Annotated in this window: 11 protein-coding genes and 1 tRNA gene; 2 read left to right on the plus strand and 10 right to left on the minus strand. The window is 42.3% G+C overall.

What is annotated here, in order from left to right; genetic code table 11:
• Positions 1-36 precede the first annotated feature (36 nt).
• A tRNA-Lys gene (locus KTR07_RS12290) sits at positions 37-109 on the minus strand.
• A 122-nt stretch (positions 110-231) separates the two neighbouring features.
• On the opposite strand from KTR07_RS12290, the gene ettA reads away from it, so the two are divergent.
• Together ettA and KTR07_RS12300 are read left to right on the plus strand one after the other, a co-directional pair.
• Positions 232-1,920, plus strand: a complete 1,689-nt coding sequence (gene ettA, locus KTR07_RS12295; protein ID WP_008763451.1) for an energy-dependent translational throttle protein EttA — start codon at positions 232-234, stop codon at positions 1,918-1,920.
• 216 nt (positions 1,921-2,136) lie between these two features.
• Positions 2,137-5,409 carry a TonB-dependent receptor domain-containing protein gene (locus KTR07_RS12300; RefSeq protein ID WP_008765900.1) on the plus strand — a complete coding sequence of 1,091 codons (3,273 nt, stop codon included), beginning with the start codon at positions 2,137-2,139 and terminating at the stop codon, positions 5,407-5,409.
• A 114-nt stretch (positions 5,410-5,523) separates the two neighbouring features.
• On the opposite strand, the gene KTR07_RS12305 is transcribed toward KTR07_RS12300, so the two are convergent.
• From KTR07_RS12305 to KTR07_RS12345, 9 genes are all read right to left on the minus strand, one after another.
• Positions 5,524-6,642, minus strand: a complete 1,119-nt coding sequence (locus KTR07_RS12305) for an endonuclease/exonuclease/phosphatase family protein (RefSeq protein WP_217315417.1) — start codon at positions 6,640-6,642, stop codon at positions 5,524-5,526.
• Position 6,643: 1 nt separating this feature from the next.
• Entirely contained in the window at positions 6,644-9,328 is a 2,685-nt protein-coding gene (locus tag KTR07_RS12310) for an ATP-binding protein (RefSeq protein WP_217315419.1), read from the minus strand.
• 67 nt (positions 9,329-9,395) lie between these two features.
• Positions 9,396-10,601 carry a glycosyltransferase family 2 protein gene (locus KTR07_RS12315; RefSeq protein WP_217315420.1) on the minus strand — a complete coding sequence of 402 codons (1,206 nt, stop codon included), beginning with the start codon at positions 10,599-10,601 and terminating at the stop codon, positions 9,396-9,398.
• A gap of 37 nt (positions 10,602-10,638) precedes the next feature.
• On the minus strand, positions 10,639-12,141 hold the full coding sequence (locus KTR07_RS12320) for a hypothetical protein (RefSeq protein ID WP_217315421.1): 1,503 nt from the start codon (positions 12,139-12,141) through the stop codon (positions 10,639-10,641).
• Positions 12,142-12,165: 24 nt separating this feature from the next.
• Positions 12,166-13,017 carry a glycosyltransferase family A protein gene (locus KTR07_RS12325; RefSeq protein ID WP_130061572.1) on the minus strand — a complete coding sequence of 284 codons (852 nt, stop codon included), beginning with the start codon at positions 13,015-13,017 and terminating at the stop codon, positions 12,166-12,168.
• 11 nt (positions 13,018-13,028) lie between these two features.
• Positions 13,029-14,183 carry a glycosyltransferase family 4 protein gene (locus tag KTR07_RS12330; protein ID WP_217315422.1) on the minus strand — a complete coding sequence of 385 codons (1,155 nt, stop codon included), beginning with the start codon at positions 14,181-14,183 and terminating at the stop codon, positions 13,029-13,031.
• Positions 14,184-14,186: 3 nt separating this feature from the next.
• Positions 14,187-15,098, minus strand: a complete 912-nt coding sequence (locus KTR07_RS12335) for an SP_1767 family glycosyltransferase (protein WP_008763460.1) — start codon at positions 15,096-15,098, stop codon at positions 14,187-14,189.
• 12 nt (positions 15,099-15,110) lie between these two features.
• Positions 15,111-16,241, minus strand: coding sequence for a glycosyltransferase family 4 protein (locus tag KTR07_RS12340; RefSeq protein ID WP_008765892.1), 1,131 nt, complete (start codon positions 16,239-16,241; stop codon positions 15,111-15,113).
• Positions 16,238-17,713, minus strand: a complete 1,476-nt coding sequence (locus KTR07_RS12345) for a lipopolysaccharide biosynthesis protein (RefSeq protein WP_217315423.1) — start codon at positions 17,711-17,713, stop codon at positions 16,238-16,240. Before KTR07_RS12345 ends, KTR07_RS12340 begins: the two co-directional genes overlap by 4 nt.
• Positions 17,714-17,727 lie beyond the last annotated feature (14 nt).

A 17,727-nucleotide genomic window follows, 5' to 3' on the forward strand; every position in this document is an offset into this window, starting at 1 on the left:
CTGATAATCAATGATTATCAGAGGTTTTTTACTCCGTGATCCAGCTGGGGCTCGAACCCAGGACCCCAACATTAAAAGTGTTGTGCTCTACCTGCTGAGCTACTGAATCAATCCTTTATGCTTTCTTTCGAATTGCGGGTGCAAAGGTAGAACATTTTTTTAGAACTCCAAAGCATTTCAAACATTTTTCTTATCTTTGTGCCATTATCAACAATATACAATCATTAATATATGGCTGACGATAAAAAAATCATCTTCTCAATGGTGGGAGTGAGCAAAGCTTTCCAACCAAATAAAAATGTACTGAAAGACATTTACCTGTCGTTCTTCTATGGAGCGAAGATTGGTATTATCGGTCTGAACGGTTCCGGTAAATCTACCTTATTGAAGATTATCGCGGGGCTGGAGAAATCCTATCAGGGAGAAGTGGTCTTCTCTCCGGGATATTCTGTGGGCTATTTGGCACAAGAACCTTATCTGGACGACACAAAGACAGTAAAAGAAGTAGTAATGGAAGGTGTGCAACCGATCGTTGACGCACTGGCAGAATACGAAGAAATCAATCAGAAATTCGGTTTGCCCGAGTATTATGAAGATCAGGACAAGATGGATATACTTTTCGCCCGTCAGGGAGAATTGCAAGATATCATCGACGCAACTGATGCATGGAATCTGGACAGTAAACTGGAACGTGCGATGGATGCGCTCCGTTGTCCGCCCGAAGATCAGCCGGTGGTGAATCTCTCCGGAGGTGAACGCCGTCGTGTCGCTCTTTGCCGTTTGTTGTTGCAGAAACCGGACATCCTGTTGCTCGATGAGCCTACCAACCACTTGGATGCTGAATCTATCGACTGGCTGGAACAACATTTGCAGCAATACGAAGGTACAGTTATCGCCGTAACTCACGACCGTTACTTCCTTGATCACGTTGCCGGATGGATTCTCGAACTCGACCGTGGCGAAGGTATCCCTTGGAAGGGAAACTACTCATCCTGGCTGGAACAGAAGACCAAACGGATGGAAATGGAAGAAAAGACCGCCAGCAAGCGTCGTAAAACACTGGAACGTGAGTTGGAATGGGTGCGCATGGCTCCGAAAGCTCGTCAGGCGAAAGGAAAAGCCCGTCTTAATTCATACGACAAGTTGCTGAATGAAGACTTGAAGGAGAAAGAAGAGAAGCTGGAAATCTTTATCCCGAATGGTCCCCGTCTGGGTAATAAGGTAATCGAGGCAAAACACGTAGCGAAGGCATACGGCGACAAACTGCTGTTCGATGATCTGAACTTTATGCTTCCTCCTAACGGTATTGTCGGTGTCATCGGTCCTAACGGTGCAGGAAAAACAACTCTTTTCCGTCTGATTATGGGATTGGAAACGGTAGATAAAGGTGAGTTTGAAGTAGGAGAGACCGTAAAGGTATCCTATGTAGACCAGCAGCATAAAGACATTGACCCGAACAAGAGCGTCTATCAGGTAATCTCCGGTGGTAATGATTTGATCCGTATGGGTGGACGTGATATCAATGCACGTGCGTACCTGTCCCGTTTCAACTTTGCCGGTGCCGATCAGGAAAAACTTTGTGGTGTTCTTTCCGGTGGTGAAAGAAACCGTCTGCATCTGGCGATCGCTCTGAAAGAAGAAGGTAACGTTCTGCTGCTCGATGAGCCGACCAATGACATTGACGTGAACACCCTTCGTGCTTTGGAGGAAGGTTTGGAAGACTTTGCAGGGTGTGCGGTAGTCATCTCTCACGATCGTTGGTTCCTTGATCGTATCTGTACGCATATCCTCGCTTTTGAAGGAGACTCTAATGTATTCTACTTTGAAGGTTCCTATTCAGAATATGAGGAAAACAAATTGAAGCGTCTGGGCAATGAAGAACCGAAGCGTGTTCGTTATAGAAACCTAATGACTGACTAGTATTTGCTGACAGATTACAAGTTAAATCTCGCTTAATATACGAAAGTGAAAGGCTCTGCAAACATTGCAGGGCCTTTATTGTTTTCGAAAGCAATAAAATGTTTATCTCTCTTAAAAGAATGTAGCATAATTGTCATCTAAGTCTAAATAATATTAATTATCTTTGTGCACAGTTTCAATGAAACAAACAATTAGTATTAACTAATAAATTACATTATGTTGAAGAGAATGCGGTCTTTTTTAGTGGTCGTAATGTTACTGATTACTGCTACGATGAGTGCGCAAGTTACCACAGCAAGTATGAGTGGTAAAGTAACAGCACAAGATGAACCTATTATTGGAGCAACGATCGTTGCTATTCACGAGCCCTCCGGTACCCGCTATGGTACAGTGACCAATGTCAGTGGGCAATTCAATCTGCAAGGTATGCGTACAGGCGGTCCTTACAAAGTTGAAATCACCTATGTCGGCTATCAGTCAGCCATTTACAAGGGCATCCAGTTGTCATTAGGAGAAAACTACGTATTGAATGTTTCTTTGAAAGAAAGTTCAGAGTTGTTGGATGAAGTAGTAGTAACAGCACCAAAAACTATCGAAAAAATAGGTACTGTTACTAATGTAAGTGAACGTCAGATGAACACTTTACCTACTATTAACAGAAGTATAACAGATTTCACAAAGCTCTCTCCTTATGCAGGTGGAAGCAGTTCTTTTGCGGGGCGTGATGGACGTTATAACAATATAACGATTGATGGTGCTTCGTTTAATAATAGTTTCGGATTAAGTTCTAATAATTTACCTGGAGGAGATTCTCAACCCATATCTTTAGATGCAATCGATGAGATTACTGTAAATGTCTCTCCTTACGATGTTAAATATTCCAACTTCACAGGTGCTTCTATTAATGCTGTAACAAAAAGTGGAACAAACTCATTTTCGGGTACTGCATATACCTATCATAAACCAAGAGGATTTGCAGGGAGCTCTATTGACGGTGAGGATATTCTTAAAGCAAAAGAATACAACTCTCATTCATATGGTGTAACTTTTGGAGGTCCAATCATTAAGAATAAGCTTTTCTTCTTCTTGAATGCTGAAATTGAAAATAAGGAAACTCCGGGGGTAACTTGGCTTCCTAATCAAGATCAAAATGGAACAGGGGATAGCGGAAAACGTATCTCACGTACTTGGGTGGGTGATATGCGTACTATCAGTGACTTTGTTAAAACTAAATATGATTATGACCCCGGACAGTATGAGAACTTCAATAATTTCCAAAGTGATAATTGGAAGTTAATGGCTCGTATTGATTGGAATATACATCAGAATCATAAGTTGACAGTGCGTTTTAATTCTGTTTCCTCAGAAGATGACAGAGAAGTAAGCGCTAAGTCCACTATTATAACTAGTACTAATTCTAATCGTTATGGTTTGGATGCCTTTTCTTTTGGTAATTCAAACTATAAGATGAAAAACGTAGTAACATCGATAACAGGCGAGTTAAATAGTCGTTTCTCGAATAATGTTCAGAATAAACTGTTAGCCACATATACTCATATTAGTGATACACGCGAGCAGAAAGGCTCTGATTTTCCTTTTGTCGATATATATAAGGACGGAAAGCAATATATAACTTTAGGTACAGAAGTGTTTACTCCTAATAATCAGGTTATCAATAATGTATTTAGTCTTGTTGATAATGTGAGTATATCATTAGGAAAACATGAATTGCTTGCTGGCGTTTCTTTTGAACGCCAATATTTTAAAAATTCTTATTTGAGAGGCCCTTACGGATATTATCGTTATGATTCAATGGATGATTTTATGCAGGGAAAAGTACCTACCATTTATGGTATTACATATGGGTATAATGGTAATGATGCTCCAGGTTCTGAGTTGACATTCGGAATGGCTGGTGTGTATGCCCAAGACGTATGGTCTCTTACTCCTAATTTTCGTTTGACTTATGGCTTACGTCTGGATATGCCAATATATATGAATTCATTGGATTCTAACAAGTCAATAGAGGAATTAGCTTTTGTAAATAATACTCATGTCGATATTTCTAAGTGGCCGAAGACGCAAGTCTTGTTTTCGCCAAGAGTCGGTTTTAATTGGGATGTAAAAGGTGATCGCTCCGTAATTGTATCAGGAGGTACAGGAATCTTTACTGGATTGTTACCTTTTGTATGGTTCACTAATCAACCAAGTAATTCGGGCTTATACCAAAATATGGTAGAGTATAATACACAAAAAAATCCGGGCTCTTTACCTGCTGACTTTGGTTTTAATCCTAATTATAGAGAAACTCTGCAGAAATATCCCAGTTTATTTCCTTCTACACCTTCAGAGCAAGCACCTGATGTTATAGCATATGTAGATCCTAAGTTTAAGATGCCGCAAGTTTGGCGTAGTAATTTGAATGTGGATATTCAACTGCCGTATGATTTTATGTTATCTGTTGGAGCAATGTATACAAGAGATATTTATAATGTTGCGCAGATCAATATGAATGAGGCTGAGCCTACGGGTGTGTATAATGAACAACCGGATCGTATTTATTGGGCTTCAAAAAAATACGAGTATAATGATTATACTAATGGTAAGAATGTAGTAGTAAAACTTTCTAATGGAGAAGATAAAGGATATCAATATTCTTTTAATGCTATTTTGACAAAGAAATACGATTTTGGTTTTACAGGGTCTATCGGCTATACTTATACAATGGCTAAAGATCTGACTGCAAATCCTGGGTCAGCACCTAATTCAGCATGGCAAAATAATGTGGCAGTAAATTCATTGAATGATCCTGGAGTATCTTATTCTTTATTTTCTACGCCCCATCGTATTATTGCTAATGCTTCTTATGAAATTAATTATGCTAAATGCTTAAAGACAACGTTCTCGTTATTTTATTCAGGATATCATACAGGACGTTATTCCTATACATATTATAATGATATGAATGGTGATGGCAATTATTCGGATTTAATATACGTGCCTAACTCTCAGGATGAAATGACCTTTGTTGATATTACAGATAAAAGTGGTGCTATTACTTATTCTGCTGTAGATCAAGCTAAAGATTTTTGGGATTTTGTGAACAATGATTCTTATCTTAAAGATCGTAAGGGAAAATATGTGGAACGTAATGGATCTTTAACACCTTGGATTAATCGCTTTGATTTTAAAATTGCTCAGGATTTTTATGCAACTTTAGGTGGGCGTAAATATGGAATACAGGTTAGCCTTGATATGCTGAATGTAGGAAATATGATTAATTCAAAATGGGGAGCATATCAATCTTGTGGTCTCAAGAGTTATGACAATGTACAGTTATTAAAAACTGCTAGCAAAGTTGGTGAACCCTTGACTTACCAGATAAATGCTAATTCACGTGAAGCTTTTAAAGAAAGATCATCATGGCAATATACCAATACCATTGGTAGTGCATGGTCTATGCAATTAGGAGTAAAAGTTACTTTCTAATACAAGTTTTAAAGTTAAAAAGAAGGATTTTATTTTAATGGGAAGCCAGTTAATTCATAATGAGTTAACTGGCTTTTTTGTAGCCTTTCTATATAGTGATATACAGCGTAAGGTTTATAACCTCATTCTCATCACCACCGGATTATGATCACTATACTCCAAATCCGGAGAGAAGTAATCTACCCCTTGAAACTCAGACGAATGGAGGATATAGTCGATTCTCAGCAGATGCTTGAAATATCGGAAAGTGTACATATACCCATGTCCGCAGGTCTGAAAACCATCATTCAGTTTTTCTCCTTTTACCGTTTGATATACATATGAAGAAGGGAGAGAGTTGAAGTCACCACATACCAGGGTGGGATAGGGAGAAGCGGAAATCAATTGATTGATATGTTCAGCTTGTGCGGCACGTTTCTTGAAGTTCTCGTGCAGACCATCGGCAAGGGTGAGAGCGGCACGTTCCGCACGGTCGGTATCATCCGCACGAAGTTCTTTTTCCAGTTTGCGCTTGTTGCGGCTGACTTCCGTAGTCTGCAGATGATTGTTGAACAGACGGATTGTTTGGTCGTTAATGTCGATATCACACCACAGGCTGCAGTTGTTGGAATTTGGGTAGGTGACGAGCTGCTTCTCCTTGATGGGATAACGGCTGAACACAGACAGTTGCAAAAGACTCTCCCCGGCAGGAGAAGAAGGTACATAGTAATACGGCCATTCGGAAAGAACGGTGCGAAGACTGTCAATACCAAATTCATGATTGATCCCAAACTCTTGAAAACAGAAGATATCTACACCGAGCTCCTTCATGTAAGCAGCGATTTGCTTGCATGAGAAACCTGTGTGCTCGTGATTAAAGCTGTTAACGTTATAGGTGGCAATAGTCAGTGCTGATTCGGTGTCCCTTTCGTTTTTCTTCAGAAACGAAGATTCAGTATTCGGTTGGGAAGCCGAATCAAAAAGCGGGAACTGGAGGACACGGGTCAGATACCCCCAATTTCCCAGTATGGCGATTAAAGGAATGAAAACCCAGCATCGCCAGCGAACCGTCCAATAGATGGCAGAGGCGACATTAGCCAGCAAAAGTATCGGCAGAACCAATCCGATAAAGGGCATCAGCTTAAAGCCGTCCGGCGAAGCATCTCCGGCGAAGGCTCCGGCTAATGTGGAACCTGCCAGAATACTCGTCAGCAGGATAGACAGGTAGTAAAGTAATCTATATAAGGCTTTCATTTTATGGTAACCATTTATTAATCATATCCTTGAGCTTCGCTTGCGAGATCGGTTTGGCGATGAAGTCGCTGCATCCGGCATCCGTTGCAGCGATCTGATCCTGTTGATAAGCATAAGCACTTTGTGCGATAATGGGCACAGTAGGAGAGAGCTCACGAATGATCTTCGTAGCCTCCAGACCGTCGAGATTAGGCATTTTGATATCCATCAGAATAAGGTCCGGCTTCGCTTCATCGTATGAGGTAACGGCCTCCATACCGTCCCGTGCACGTATAAGCCTGTACTTTCTTCCAAGAATAGCTTTCAGCAAATCGAAGTTACTGTCCTCATCTTCCGCTATCAGAATAGTCCGCTGGCTTGGAGAGGCATTGGCGGAAATACTATCGGAACTATTATCGTCCGTATTTCCGGAAGTCTTTTCAGAATCCTCCTTGACAGACGTTTCTACTGACGTCTCCGTAGAAGCCATGTCAATCTTCATAGAACCCGTGCCGGTCGATTGTTCCGACTCGTAAGGCAGGGTGAACGTGAAAGTCGTCCCTTGACCTACCACCGAAGAAACGGAGATTTCACCTCCCAATCGTTCGACAATTGTTTTACAGATAGACAGTCCGAGTCCCGTCCCCTGCGCATAGTTGTTCAACTTGGCGAAACGTTCGAACACACGTCCTATCTTCTCCGGTTCGATGCCCGTACCGGTATCAGTCACGTGGAAAACGATCTGATTACCTACCAGTTTATAGCCGTAACTAATGCTGCCTGCTTTCGTGAATTTGAATGCGTTACCTATCAGATTCGAGAACACCTGGAACACCCGGTTCTTGTCAGTCTCTATCACCAGTCCGTTTTCGGATGGCTCGTAGATCAGTTGTACCCCTTGCGGCGTGCGAAATACGTGAGCGTCATGTACTTCTTTACACAGACTGTTGATATTTATCGGTGCGCTGGTGAACTCGATAATGCCCGATTCGATCTTCGAAAGATCAAGAATCTCGTTGATCAGTTGCAGCAGACGTTCGTTGTTGGCTTCGACGATCTCATAAAATGTTTTACGTTCTTCCTTATTTTCACTTTCGGCTATCAGATGCGAGAAGCCGACGATGGCATTCAGAGGTGTGCGTATTTCATGACTCATGTTGGCGAGGAAAGCAGACTTCAGTTTGTCCGACATTTCGGCTTTCTCTTTGGATGTCTGAAGTTCCCGTTTGATCTTCTCCAGTTCCGTGATGTCCCATTCGATGCTGACGATGATGGGGGAGGAAAGTTCGTCTCCGTCCACCCGTATTTTCCGTTTGTCGAGGATGATCTCGTTTCCGTTTTTGTCTTTCCCTTCGGTTGTCCAGTGCAGTCCCCGTCCGGTGGTGGCAACTAGTGTATCTTCCTCCCTTTTCTTTTCTGCCACTTCGGGGGGATAGTAGTCGAAGTCATTCTTGCCGATAGATTCGCCGATGCACAGATTCCGGTTGTACGATTCCCGGTTGCGGTAGATATATCGGAAATCGTTGTTGATCTCCTTGACGACAATTCCGGCGGGGAGGTTGTCGATGGTAGTATCCATGATCAGGTTGAGTCGTTTGATTTGCGCTTCGTAGTGCAGTCGCTCGGATATGTCGTGGGAGAATGACCAGTAACTTTCTTCACCGGAGTCATTGGTGACGTTGTACATGATTCCCTCGTAAGCCAATATATTCTTGCTGACCTTCGAAGGATGATGGGCGACGAAACTTCTGCTTCCTCCGTGCAGGATATCCTTGCAGCGTTCATGCCAGTCTTCCTGCGTGTTCATATCGCCGGCGATTTCATAGATTTTCAGCTTGCCGATCTCCTCACTTTCCGGGATGCCGTGGTTGTGGAGGAACTGGCGGTTGGCGAAGATCAGCGTACCGTCCTCTTTGGCGGCGAAGATGCTCTCCTTTGCGTTGTTGATAGCGTGCGTCAGCGTGTTGATGTCGTTTCTGCGACGCTGTATGTCAGTGATGTTCTGGATGTAACCTTCGATGTTGCAGCTGCCGTTCGGTAGTTCGTCTCGCAGATAAGCCTGAAGGCGCATATAGTAAATCTCTCCGGCGACACGGACCCGATAGCTGATACTATCTTCGTTGAGTCCTTCCTCATTTTTCCGGCACCAGTTGGTGAAGCTCAGGCGGTCTTCTTCGACGATAAATTCCTGATATTTCTCCAGAGAGATACTTCTGGAAGATTCCTCGCACAATACTCCGGTGTAGCCCATGTAATAGAAGACATTGTCGCGGGTGTTGTACATCCACTGTCCGATCTGAGCCACTTTCTGTATCTCCCTCAGATTTCGGTTCACCTGTTCCAGCTGGCGTTTCACGTTGCTTCGCTGGGTGATGTCCCGATATTGGCAGAGCACCATGTCATCGTAAGGATACATGATACACTTGAAATAATAGGTATTATCCTCCAGTTCCAGCTTGTAGTTCTTGCTGATGCTTCGCTGTTCCCGAAGCACGGTCTGGAAGGTGCTGTAAACCTTCTCACGGGTGTGTTCGGGCATCCGTTCGAATATATTTTTTCCTAAGAGCCTCTCTTCTTGTAAAAACCATAAATTGCTATGAATATCAATATCAATGCAAATGCCATTTCTATCGACTAATAGCATGGTGTCGGCGGTCAACTTCAGTATTCTCTGCGCATTATCTGCCTCATGTAATGTTCTGTTCATGCTTGTCCGATTAGATTTATAAGATTCTGTTTCATGCAAAGATAGCAAAATATTTGATTCTCTGTTCTTATTTTTCGGCACGTTTTGCTTTTTCCCAGGCGCCGCTTCCTTTTTTTCTTTTCAGATAGCCGATTCCTTTGAGCACATTCACGTTCATGAATAAGAAATAATAGGGAATAAACAGTACTTTATTCTTTATTTGTCTGGTAGAGAGGTAATATCCCCAGTATCCCATTCCGTAGAAAAGAATCTGTAACCCCAGCAGGGTGCCATAAAACAGGGGAGATTCGCCCAATAGCAAAACGACTATATTCAGTGGTAACAGCGCAAACAGCAGGAATGGAGTGACAGACCAGCGCAATACCCGGTGCGACGTGTACTGAAAACTCAGGATTCCGTAACGGAAAGGATTCAGCAACGGGAGCAGACGCCAGATCGACTGTAATCCTCCGGCAGCGATACGCACTTTTCGTTTTTCCTCTTCACCCATATCTGCCGATCCGCTTTCGATGGCGTAGGCATTGGTGCAGTAGGCGATGGTGTATCCTTTCATGGCGATGCGGAGAGAGAGGATGAAGTCGTCGAGCAGCGTATCCGGTTCCATCGGTTCGAAGAGTTCGCGGCGGACGGCAAACAGTTCTCCGGCAGCGCCTACAGCTGAGTAGAGACGGGAGTCGAGCGCTTTCAGTGTCGATTCGTATTTCCAGTAGATGCCTTCGCCTCCGGCGGCTGCTCCGTCCTTCGTCTGTACGGCTATACGTTTTTCTCCTGCCACGCAGCCCACTTTCGGGTTTTGAAAAGCCAGTACGATTTCACGGATTGCCTCGCTGTTGACCATTGTGTTGGCGTCCGTAAAGACGACAAGCGGGGTCCGGACGAGTGTCATTCCTCGTGTCATGGCGGCTGTCTTTCCCTGCCATTTCGGCTGGAAGTAGACGGTTGCTTTTCCGTTCCAGCGGGTTTGGAGACGGTCGTTTGTGCCGTCATCGCTTCCGTCCGTCACCCAGACGATGCGGAGTTTGTCCGCAGGGTAGTCCAGGGCGAGGCTGTTCTCCATCTTTTCGTCCACCACGTCTTCTTCGTTGAAGGCGGTGATGAAGAGGGTTACTTCCGGCAAGTCACTGTCCGGTGGCAGCACCCGTTTCACGGGTTTCACGAAAAGCTCTTTCAGCTTGACGAGGGCGTAGAGGACGATGCCGTAGCCCAGATAGGTGTAGAACACCATGAACAGGGCGGACCAGAAGATGATTTCGAGGATGAGAGTTTCGTTCATAGCTGTATTCTCGTTTAATAGATGTTTGTTGATTTACTTATTGAAGTCGTTTTTTCAGTGCCTCTTTTTTAGCCGATTCTTTCAGCATGTTTACAAAGTAGAGGGCGTCTGCTTTGTTGGAAGCATCGGAAGGATTGGCCTCGTATCGTTTTACGAAGTTCTCGGCGTGTTCAAACAGGTATTTCCGACAGTCGATATTGAGCATGATACCGTCTTTGTAGTCAGCATAAGATAGTCCGGTCAATGCATCATTTCCTTCGATGGAAACAATGTCATACATGCTAATTCCCGATAAATTGATAGTGGTAGAAGGATAGTAGAAGAACTTTTCTCCCGGTAAATTTATTGTTAATTTGAAAGAACTTGCGTCTATTTGTGCTATACTAATATGGCTGTTTAAACGATAATAGTTATATTCATAATATTCTTCCTGGCTTGGAAACCATAACGAATCATCCCCATCTTTACCATAATTACTATTTAACCATAATAAAAAGTCGATCCAATTGTTGTCCGTACCATGAACACCTATGCAGATTGCTTTACGTTCTTCTTTGGGTAATTTTAGCAGGTCAGTAATCTGTTGTTTAAAATATGCTGGTGAATCGTTAAACTCCCGTTCTATCAGAGATTTTTGTAAAGTTTCAGACACTTGATACGGATATAGGGTAATTGCTCCTGCTTGTGCGGTCATCGTTTGAATTTCCGGACATTGAAGAGCAGCAGTTACGTATGTCTTATTTCCATTGGGTTCAGCAAGAAATTTGCATCCCCTTCCTGTGAGTTTCTCTACAATAATGTTTTGGGCAATATCAAAATGTTCCAATATTTGTATTGGATCATTAGCATCTTTTGTCATTACATCATGGAGGGCAATGCCTGTTCCATAGTTCAACATCTCTCGTATGTTATCCCATATAAGTCCGGATTTCATATAAAAACGATAATAGTTTGCAGTAAACCCCGGCAGTACGTTTGTTTCAGCATCCATCCATTTTTCTTCAGGGGCAAGAGTGGTAGTAATAGCAAACCGAACTTCATTTCCTGCTCCGTCTGTACATCCCAAAGATTGGTTGGCGGAAATAATAGTAGGGGGAAGATCCCCTTTTTGCAAATGTTTGATGTCAAAATATAATTGATGTTTCATATTCTGATCAGTGGGAGTTGGAGTAGGATAAGGTATTGAACTTGAGATCGGTTTACCGTTTATTGCAGCCCATGTACGGCAAAAAGCAGCCTGCATGCAGTCGTCTTGTGTTAGCATCAACATCCATGTCTTATTGTATTTTAAATGAGGGATTTCGACATTAATATCTTTGGTCTGTATTTCTTTTTTTGTGTGAATAATGATTTCTGCTGTAACGTTTGTTGTTTCTTTGTCGAAAGGATACGTATAGATGGGAGTAGAATCTGTATCTTTTTCGTTATTGTCTTGGCCTGTATTTCTATTCTCATCATATAGATTCATTTTTCTTATACAGGAAGTATAGGTGAAAAGACAAGCTGTTACTAAGATGATATTTGCTATATATTTTGCCATATCCATAATGATTTTGATGAGACTTTATTTGATGAGATTAGAGTCTTTATCTTTGTATGCCGTTTTTTTGATAAAGAGTCCAGTGATTTCTTTCAGTGCTTTGATTACCCGTATCCATATATTATCAATCAGTGATCCTTCAGAATTTAGGGTTCCATTACTTGTAAGCACTCGTGCTTTGCGACTTGTAATAAATACGATTTTTCCATACGGTTTCATAGCTAATGCTAACGAACCGTCTTCTCCGCGGATAATATCTGTACGAAATCCAAACCGACGTCCTATTTCCGTATTAAAACTGAAAGCCATACCTCGCACACAGAGTTCAGGACGCTGGATGGCTTGTAAGCGGAGGTATATATCGCGCAGGCCTTCGTAGCACCATAGTCCGAATCGGGAATGTCTTTCGTCAACCATAAAACTCCATAAACTGAATGTACATGCAACCTTCGGATTCATTAGATATTTTACATGCGTTTCAATGTAATGCGGCGGATATAAAGTATCTGCATCAATACAAATATGATATTTTCCTTTTGCATGGTCCAATCCGCATTGGCGGGCGTATCCCGGACCTTTCTTCGTTTCGTTATAATAGGTAACTCCCAATGATTTTAATACTTCTTCCGTTTTATCCGTTGAATTGTTGTTAACGGCTATTATTTCAATGGGGAAATGGCAATGATTCTCGGAGAGTGACCAGATACAACTTACCAGATGGCGTTCCTCATTGTATGCAATGAGTACAACCGATACCAGTGGAGAATCGTTTTGACGTTCTTTGAGTTGTCTTTTGACTTTGCGGATACTATCGTCAGAAATCTCATCAAAAGATTTCCCGTATACTTCCAGATAAGTTTTATACCACTTTACCATATATTGTTCTGTTATTTAGAAGAATAAGTTAATGATTCGAATAAGTTTTTCCATTGTGGCATCACATTTTCCGGCAGAAAGCGTTTTACGTTTTCCCTGGCTTTGTGTCCCATCTTGATGCGTACATTTTCATTCTCAATCAGATAGCAGATTTTGTCTGCAAGTTCCTTGATATTTTCTTTCTCCACTAGTAGACCGTCTTCATGGTCTTTTATAATATCCGAAGGACCATGCGGACAGTCAAATGAGACACAGGGTATACCACATGACATTGCTTCTGCCAAAACGAGTCCAAAACCTTCGTATCGGCTTGATAAGACAAATATCGAACTCATACAGTATTTTTCGGCTATATTCGATACAGTGTGATGAAGCAGACAATTATTATTTAGTTGTAGTTCATCTATTAGTTTGGTGAACTTCTCTTTCAGGTCGCCTTCTCCATAAATATGTAGTTTCCAGTCCGGATGTCTTTGGGCGACAATGCTCCAGGCGGGGATTAGCATATCAAATCCTTTTTGGGGCGCATATCGCCCTACAGCAATAGCATTATGTGACAGAATATCTGTTTGTTTTCCTTCTACAGGAGTAGAAATAGGATTAGGGATGATGCTGATATTAGTCAGTTCCGGCCAGTCTTTAGCTCCTTCACTTGTAAGTATAATCACTCTGGACAGTTTAGACTGGTTTTTGACAAATCTGTTTGCCCATCTTTTCTTTATCATGTTGACAATCGGGCTTTTACGTTTCAGTGCTTCTGCGCCATAGGCGTAGCGGCTGACGTGAAACTCTCCGATTTTCAGGCTACCGTCTTTCAATTTAGTGATAAAGTTCAGTTCCCGGCGCATGGTTGAGATAGTAATGTCCGGTTTCAGTTCGTTCAATAGATTCGATAGTCGTTGTTTAAACCGATAGTAGCGGAACGGATACTTCAGCACTTTACTTACTATGGATTGAGAGTAGGGCAGGTCGAAAGATACTCCTAAGTCGATATGCTTTACTTTGGGGGATAATGGAAAGTGTGGTGCTTTACCCATTTGTTCGGATGTAATGATGGTGATGTCGTATCCTTCAAAATGTTCTGCAAAATAATTGGCTTTGAATGTAACTATCCGTTCTATTCCGCCAGGTGCCTGTAGTGAGGGCAGGTAATAGGCTATCTTCATGATTTAATAGATTTTAGCAATGATTTGTTTCCGATAAAATTCTCCGGCGTCGGACACTTGTTTTCCGTTGGCGGCTTCGTTTACATATTTTCGTTCCAGCTTTACTTTCCGTTTGGCTCCCATTCGCCACCATTCATATTCTACGTCCACGTGCCCTGCGTCAATTGCCTGATAACCGGACTTGAATAAATCGTAAGCCAGTACAGTAGCCGTAGGTCCTAAAGCAATCAGGAAGAGAGCGGTTTTCTCGAGTTTTTGCGCTTCATTCAGTATTTCTTCGTAGCGGTCAAATGCGTCACGGGGCGGACAAAGAATACGTCTGATGCTTTTTACATTGTCAAAGAGGTCGTTGCCTACCCCCAAACGGCTTTTTTCGCCTTCAATGAATACGACATCCCTGTCTTTCCAGATAGCTTTCATCTGGTGAAACCACCGTGGGCAGTCTTCTTTGGAAGCGAAGTCCATGTAGGGACGGGTGATGAATGTATTGTAGTATAGCCTGTCGGGCAACAGCAAGCGGTCCCACCAACTGCCATACAGAAAGAAGTGAGTTCTCCAGAATCGGCGTGCTTTGCGGTTATAGCGATAAATGTTTTCGAAAGTATCGGAGATACAAACCAAATGTCCTTCTTCATGGCTTGTCAATACTTCCTTGAGACGCTGAGCCAAGAGTACATTTCCTTTTTGGAATCCTATTTCCTTGTCCGGGTTGGTAAGCAGCATCTCACCATCGCCGAAACGGCTCACGGAACATTGGTCTTCTACGATTATCCGAATGGTCTCATCAATGGAAGCTACCTGCGGAGTTATTTTCTGATGGCATCTGAGAGCCATGTACCAGAAATTGTACCATTCTACAGTAATGCCATAACGCAATTTATAGCGGATAGCATTGATCAGTGGCTGTATATTCATAGTGATATAGTTTTATTCAAAGGTTTCATTAATAACAATTTGCATCTGGGCTTTCCATGAAAGTGATTGCTCTATAGACATCCGTATTTGGAGCGGCGTTGTTTTCAATGATTGATAAAAGCGAATTACTTTTTCGATGTCAAGGGGCGAATCGTCCGGTGCTGCCTTAAGTATGTATGGTTGATGCTCAAAGTCATCATCCGTTTCTGAATAAACAAAAGGAATGCCTCTTGCTGCATATTCACGGTTTTTTAAGGTCTTAATTTTGTCAATACCGCTACGATGGCGAGCCAGACTGCCTATTCCCATGTCCGACTGCTCGAACACGGCATCCAGTTCTTTGCCGTATAAGGCACTATGAAAGATGATATATTTCTCTAACTGATGTTTGGCTACATCTTTTTTATAGCTGTCCACCAGTTCGGGAACCCCGAAGCCTACGATATTGAGATATACTTTATAATCATGAGTGTCGGTATGTGTACGATAGTAATTTGCCATGCCGGCTATAACTCTGTCGAAACCATGCCATGGGTGCATTGTCGCTACGGCAATCAGTTGTAGAGAATGTGCGGTATCATTCTTTGGACCTCTTAAAGGGATTTCGCTGAAATCAATTCCATTTGAGATGCGGATGGTGGGGCGATTCCAAATAATGTCATAGTCCGAAAAAGTGACGATCTTGTCAACATAGCGTGCCAGATGCTGTCGGAAACATTTGTCTATAAATAGGATTCGTTGGTATACGAATGGGAGTCCCTTATATTCTTGGTCGTATGGATATGTCGGGATTTCCATCACTATACGTGCTCCGGTCTTTTTTAGTAGTTTCATCAGCCGTATGCTGAAAGGGCTGGCATTATGGACATAGCGTACATAGATAAAGTCTATGTTTTCTTTCTGTACATAATGTACGATACTGTCAAATTCGATTCTTTTTAGGATTTTTCCTTTGATCCCGAAACCATAGTCGGCGATTATCGATTCATCTACCATACGGCGTTTATGGTTGTCAGTATCGTCTAGCCAACACGTATGCATTTCTAGTCCGCATTCTTTGAGGGCTTTTACTTGATAACGTATCTTTTTACTGATTCCGTTGAATGCTTCGAAACCATGGAATATGAGGAATAATCCTTTCATTGTTTGTTCTTTTGTACCAACTTTCTATTTCTTGCAAGAGTCTTCACTTTGCCTGTGATATCATAGGTGTGTGTTACTTGCATATATGTCACAAAGATAATAAAACTTACGAAACTTTTTGCAATAAGTGTTACGAAAATATTCATATTTTCCATCATATAATATATAGGCGTGAGAAATGCCGTTATTAGTAGGCTGACAAGGAGTGGAGAAAGAAGTTGTCTGATAAATATCCATGCGTTTCTTTGAAAAGTTACTCGGTACATCATCCAATAACATTGTACGAAATTGATAGTAAAAGTTATCACGATACATGTTGCTACAGCTGTCAATGTACCAAAATAAAAGATTCCGACCAACATACCCGCTACATTAAGTGCAGAGGAAAATAATCCGCAGATGAATAAGCTTCGTGTGTCTCCTGCTGCCTGAAAAATAGAACCTGAAGAGGAGAGTATGATCTGAATACCCACCGAAAGTGCCAGTATCCGGAACACCGGAACCGAAGGCAGCCATTGATCGCCAAAAATAATCAGTGTCACTTCTTCTGCCGTAAAGAAAAGCAGTACGCTGAGTGGCAGACCGATGAATGACAGAAAACGGACAATGCGTTCGTAGGATGTTGCCAGCTTTTCCTTGTCATTCTGGAAATCGCTGAAGATGGGGTGCATTACCGGTGTGATGACTTGCGTAATATTCTGCAGAGGGAGCATCATCAAGCGGTAGGACTTTTCATAGTATCCTAGTGCTGACAAGCTCATATATTTACCAATCAGCAGTTTATCCAGATTGCGGCTGAAATAGTTAATCACGTTAAACAAGAATTGATAGGCCGAATAAGAGAATATCTTTCGGAGTACTTTCAGTCCTAATGTGAAACGCAGCCGTTGCGGATAGCGTTGATAGGAAATAACGAATATCAGTATGCTGGAAAGTATAGGATTGATGATCAGCGCATATAAACCGGCTCCGCAAAGCGCGGCAGTTATTGCTCCAGCGCCTCCGGCTATCTGGATGATAAAGCTTCGGATAGCAATGAACTTGAACTCTTTGTTGCGGTAGAACAAGGCTCCCGGCACGATGTTGGCAGAGGCAAAGAACAGGTTGACGGACAGGAGCTGGCACAACGTCCGTAAGATCCCACTTTCGTAGTAATCGGCGATCAGCCAGGAAGCGGCAAAAAAGAGTATGCTGATTCCGATGCCTGTCCATACGGTGAATGAGAAGATGTCCGATAGTTCTTCTTTAGTCAATGATTTATGTTGTACGATAGCAGGCGATATTCCCATATCCGTAAAGAGATTGAAAAATGCAATAATGACCGTAGCGATTGCCACTACTCCGAAGTCATCCGGAGAGAGCAACCGCGCAAGAATCCCTGCCACGACGAGTGATATAATGATTCCACTGTATTTGGCTAGTGCCGTGTAGAATACTCCGGAAAATAACTGATGTTTAATATTGTTTGCCATTGCCTGAATGATTC

The sequence above is a fragment of the Bacteroides sp. MSK.20.82 genome, assembly GCF_019052485.1.
Lineage (GTDB): Bacteria > Bacteroidota > Bacteroidia > Bacteroidales > Bacteroidaceae > Bacteroides > Bacteroides thetaiotaomicron.

Excerpts from the sequence above, each read along its gene's own strand:
- KTR07_RS12310 (WP_217315419.1), bottom strand. The coding sequence starts at position 9,328 with ATGAACAGAACATTACATGAGGCAGATAATGCGCAGAGAATACTGAAG.
- KTR07_RS12305 (WP_217315417.1), bottom strand. The coding sequence starts at position 6,642 with ATGAAAGCCTTATATAGATTACTTTACTACCTGTCTATCCTGCTGACG.
- KTR07_RS12300 (WP_008765900.1), top strand. The coding sequence starts at position 2,137 with ATGTTGAAGAGAATGCGGTCTTTTTTAGTGGTCGTAATGTTACTGATT.
- KTR07_RS12345 (WP_217315423.1), bottom strand. The coding sequence starts at position 17,713 with ATGGCAAACAATATTAAACATCAGTTATTTTCCGGAGTATTCTACACG.
- ettA (WP_008763451.1), top strand. The coding sequence starts at position 232 with ATGGCTGACGATAAAAAAATCATCTTCTCAATGGTGGGAGTGAGCAAA.
- KTR07_RS12335 (WP_008763460.1), bottom strand. The coding sequence starts at position 15,098 with ATGAATATACAGCCACTGATCAATGCTATCCGCTATAAATTGCGTTAT.
- KTR07_RS12340 (WP_008765892.1), bottom strand. The coding sequence starts at position 16,241 with ATGAAAGGATTATTCCTCATATTCCATGGTTTCGAAGCATTCAACGGA.
- KTR07_RS12330 (WP_217315422.1), bottom strand. The coding sequence starts at position 14,183 with ATGAAGATAGCCTATTACCTGCCCTCACTACAGGCACCTGGCGGAATA.
- KTR07_RS12315 (WP_217315420.1), bottom strand. The coding sequence starts at position 10,601 with ATGAACGAAACTCTCATCCTCGAAATCATCTTCTGGTCCGCCCTGTTC.
- KTR07_RS12325 (WP_130061572.1), bottom strand. The coding sequence starts at position 13,017 with ATGGTAAAGTGGTATAAAACTTATCTGGAAGTATACGGGAAATCTTTT.
- KTR07_RS12320 (WP_217315421.1), bottom strand. The coding sequence starts at position 12,141 with ATGGCAAAATATATAGCAAATATCATCTTAGTAACAGCTTGTCTTTTC.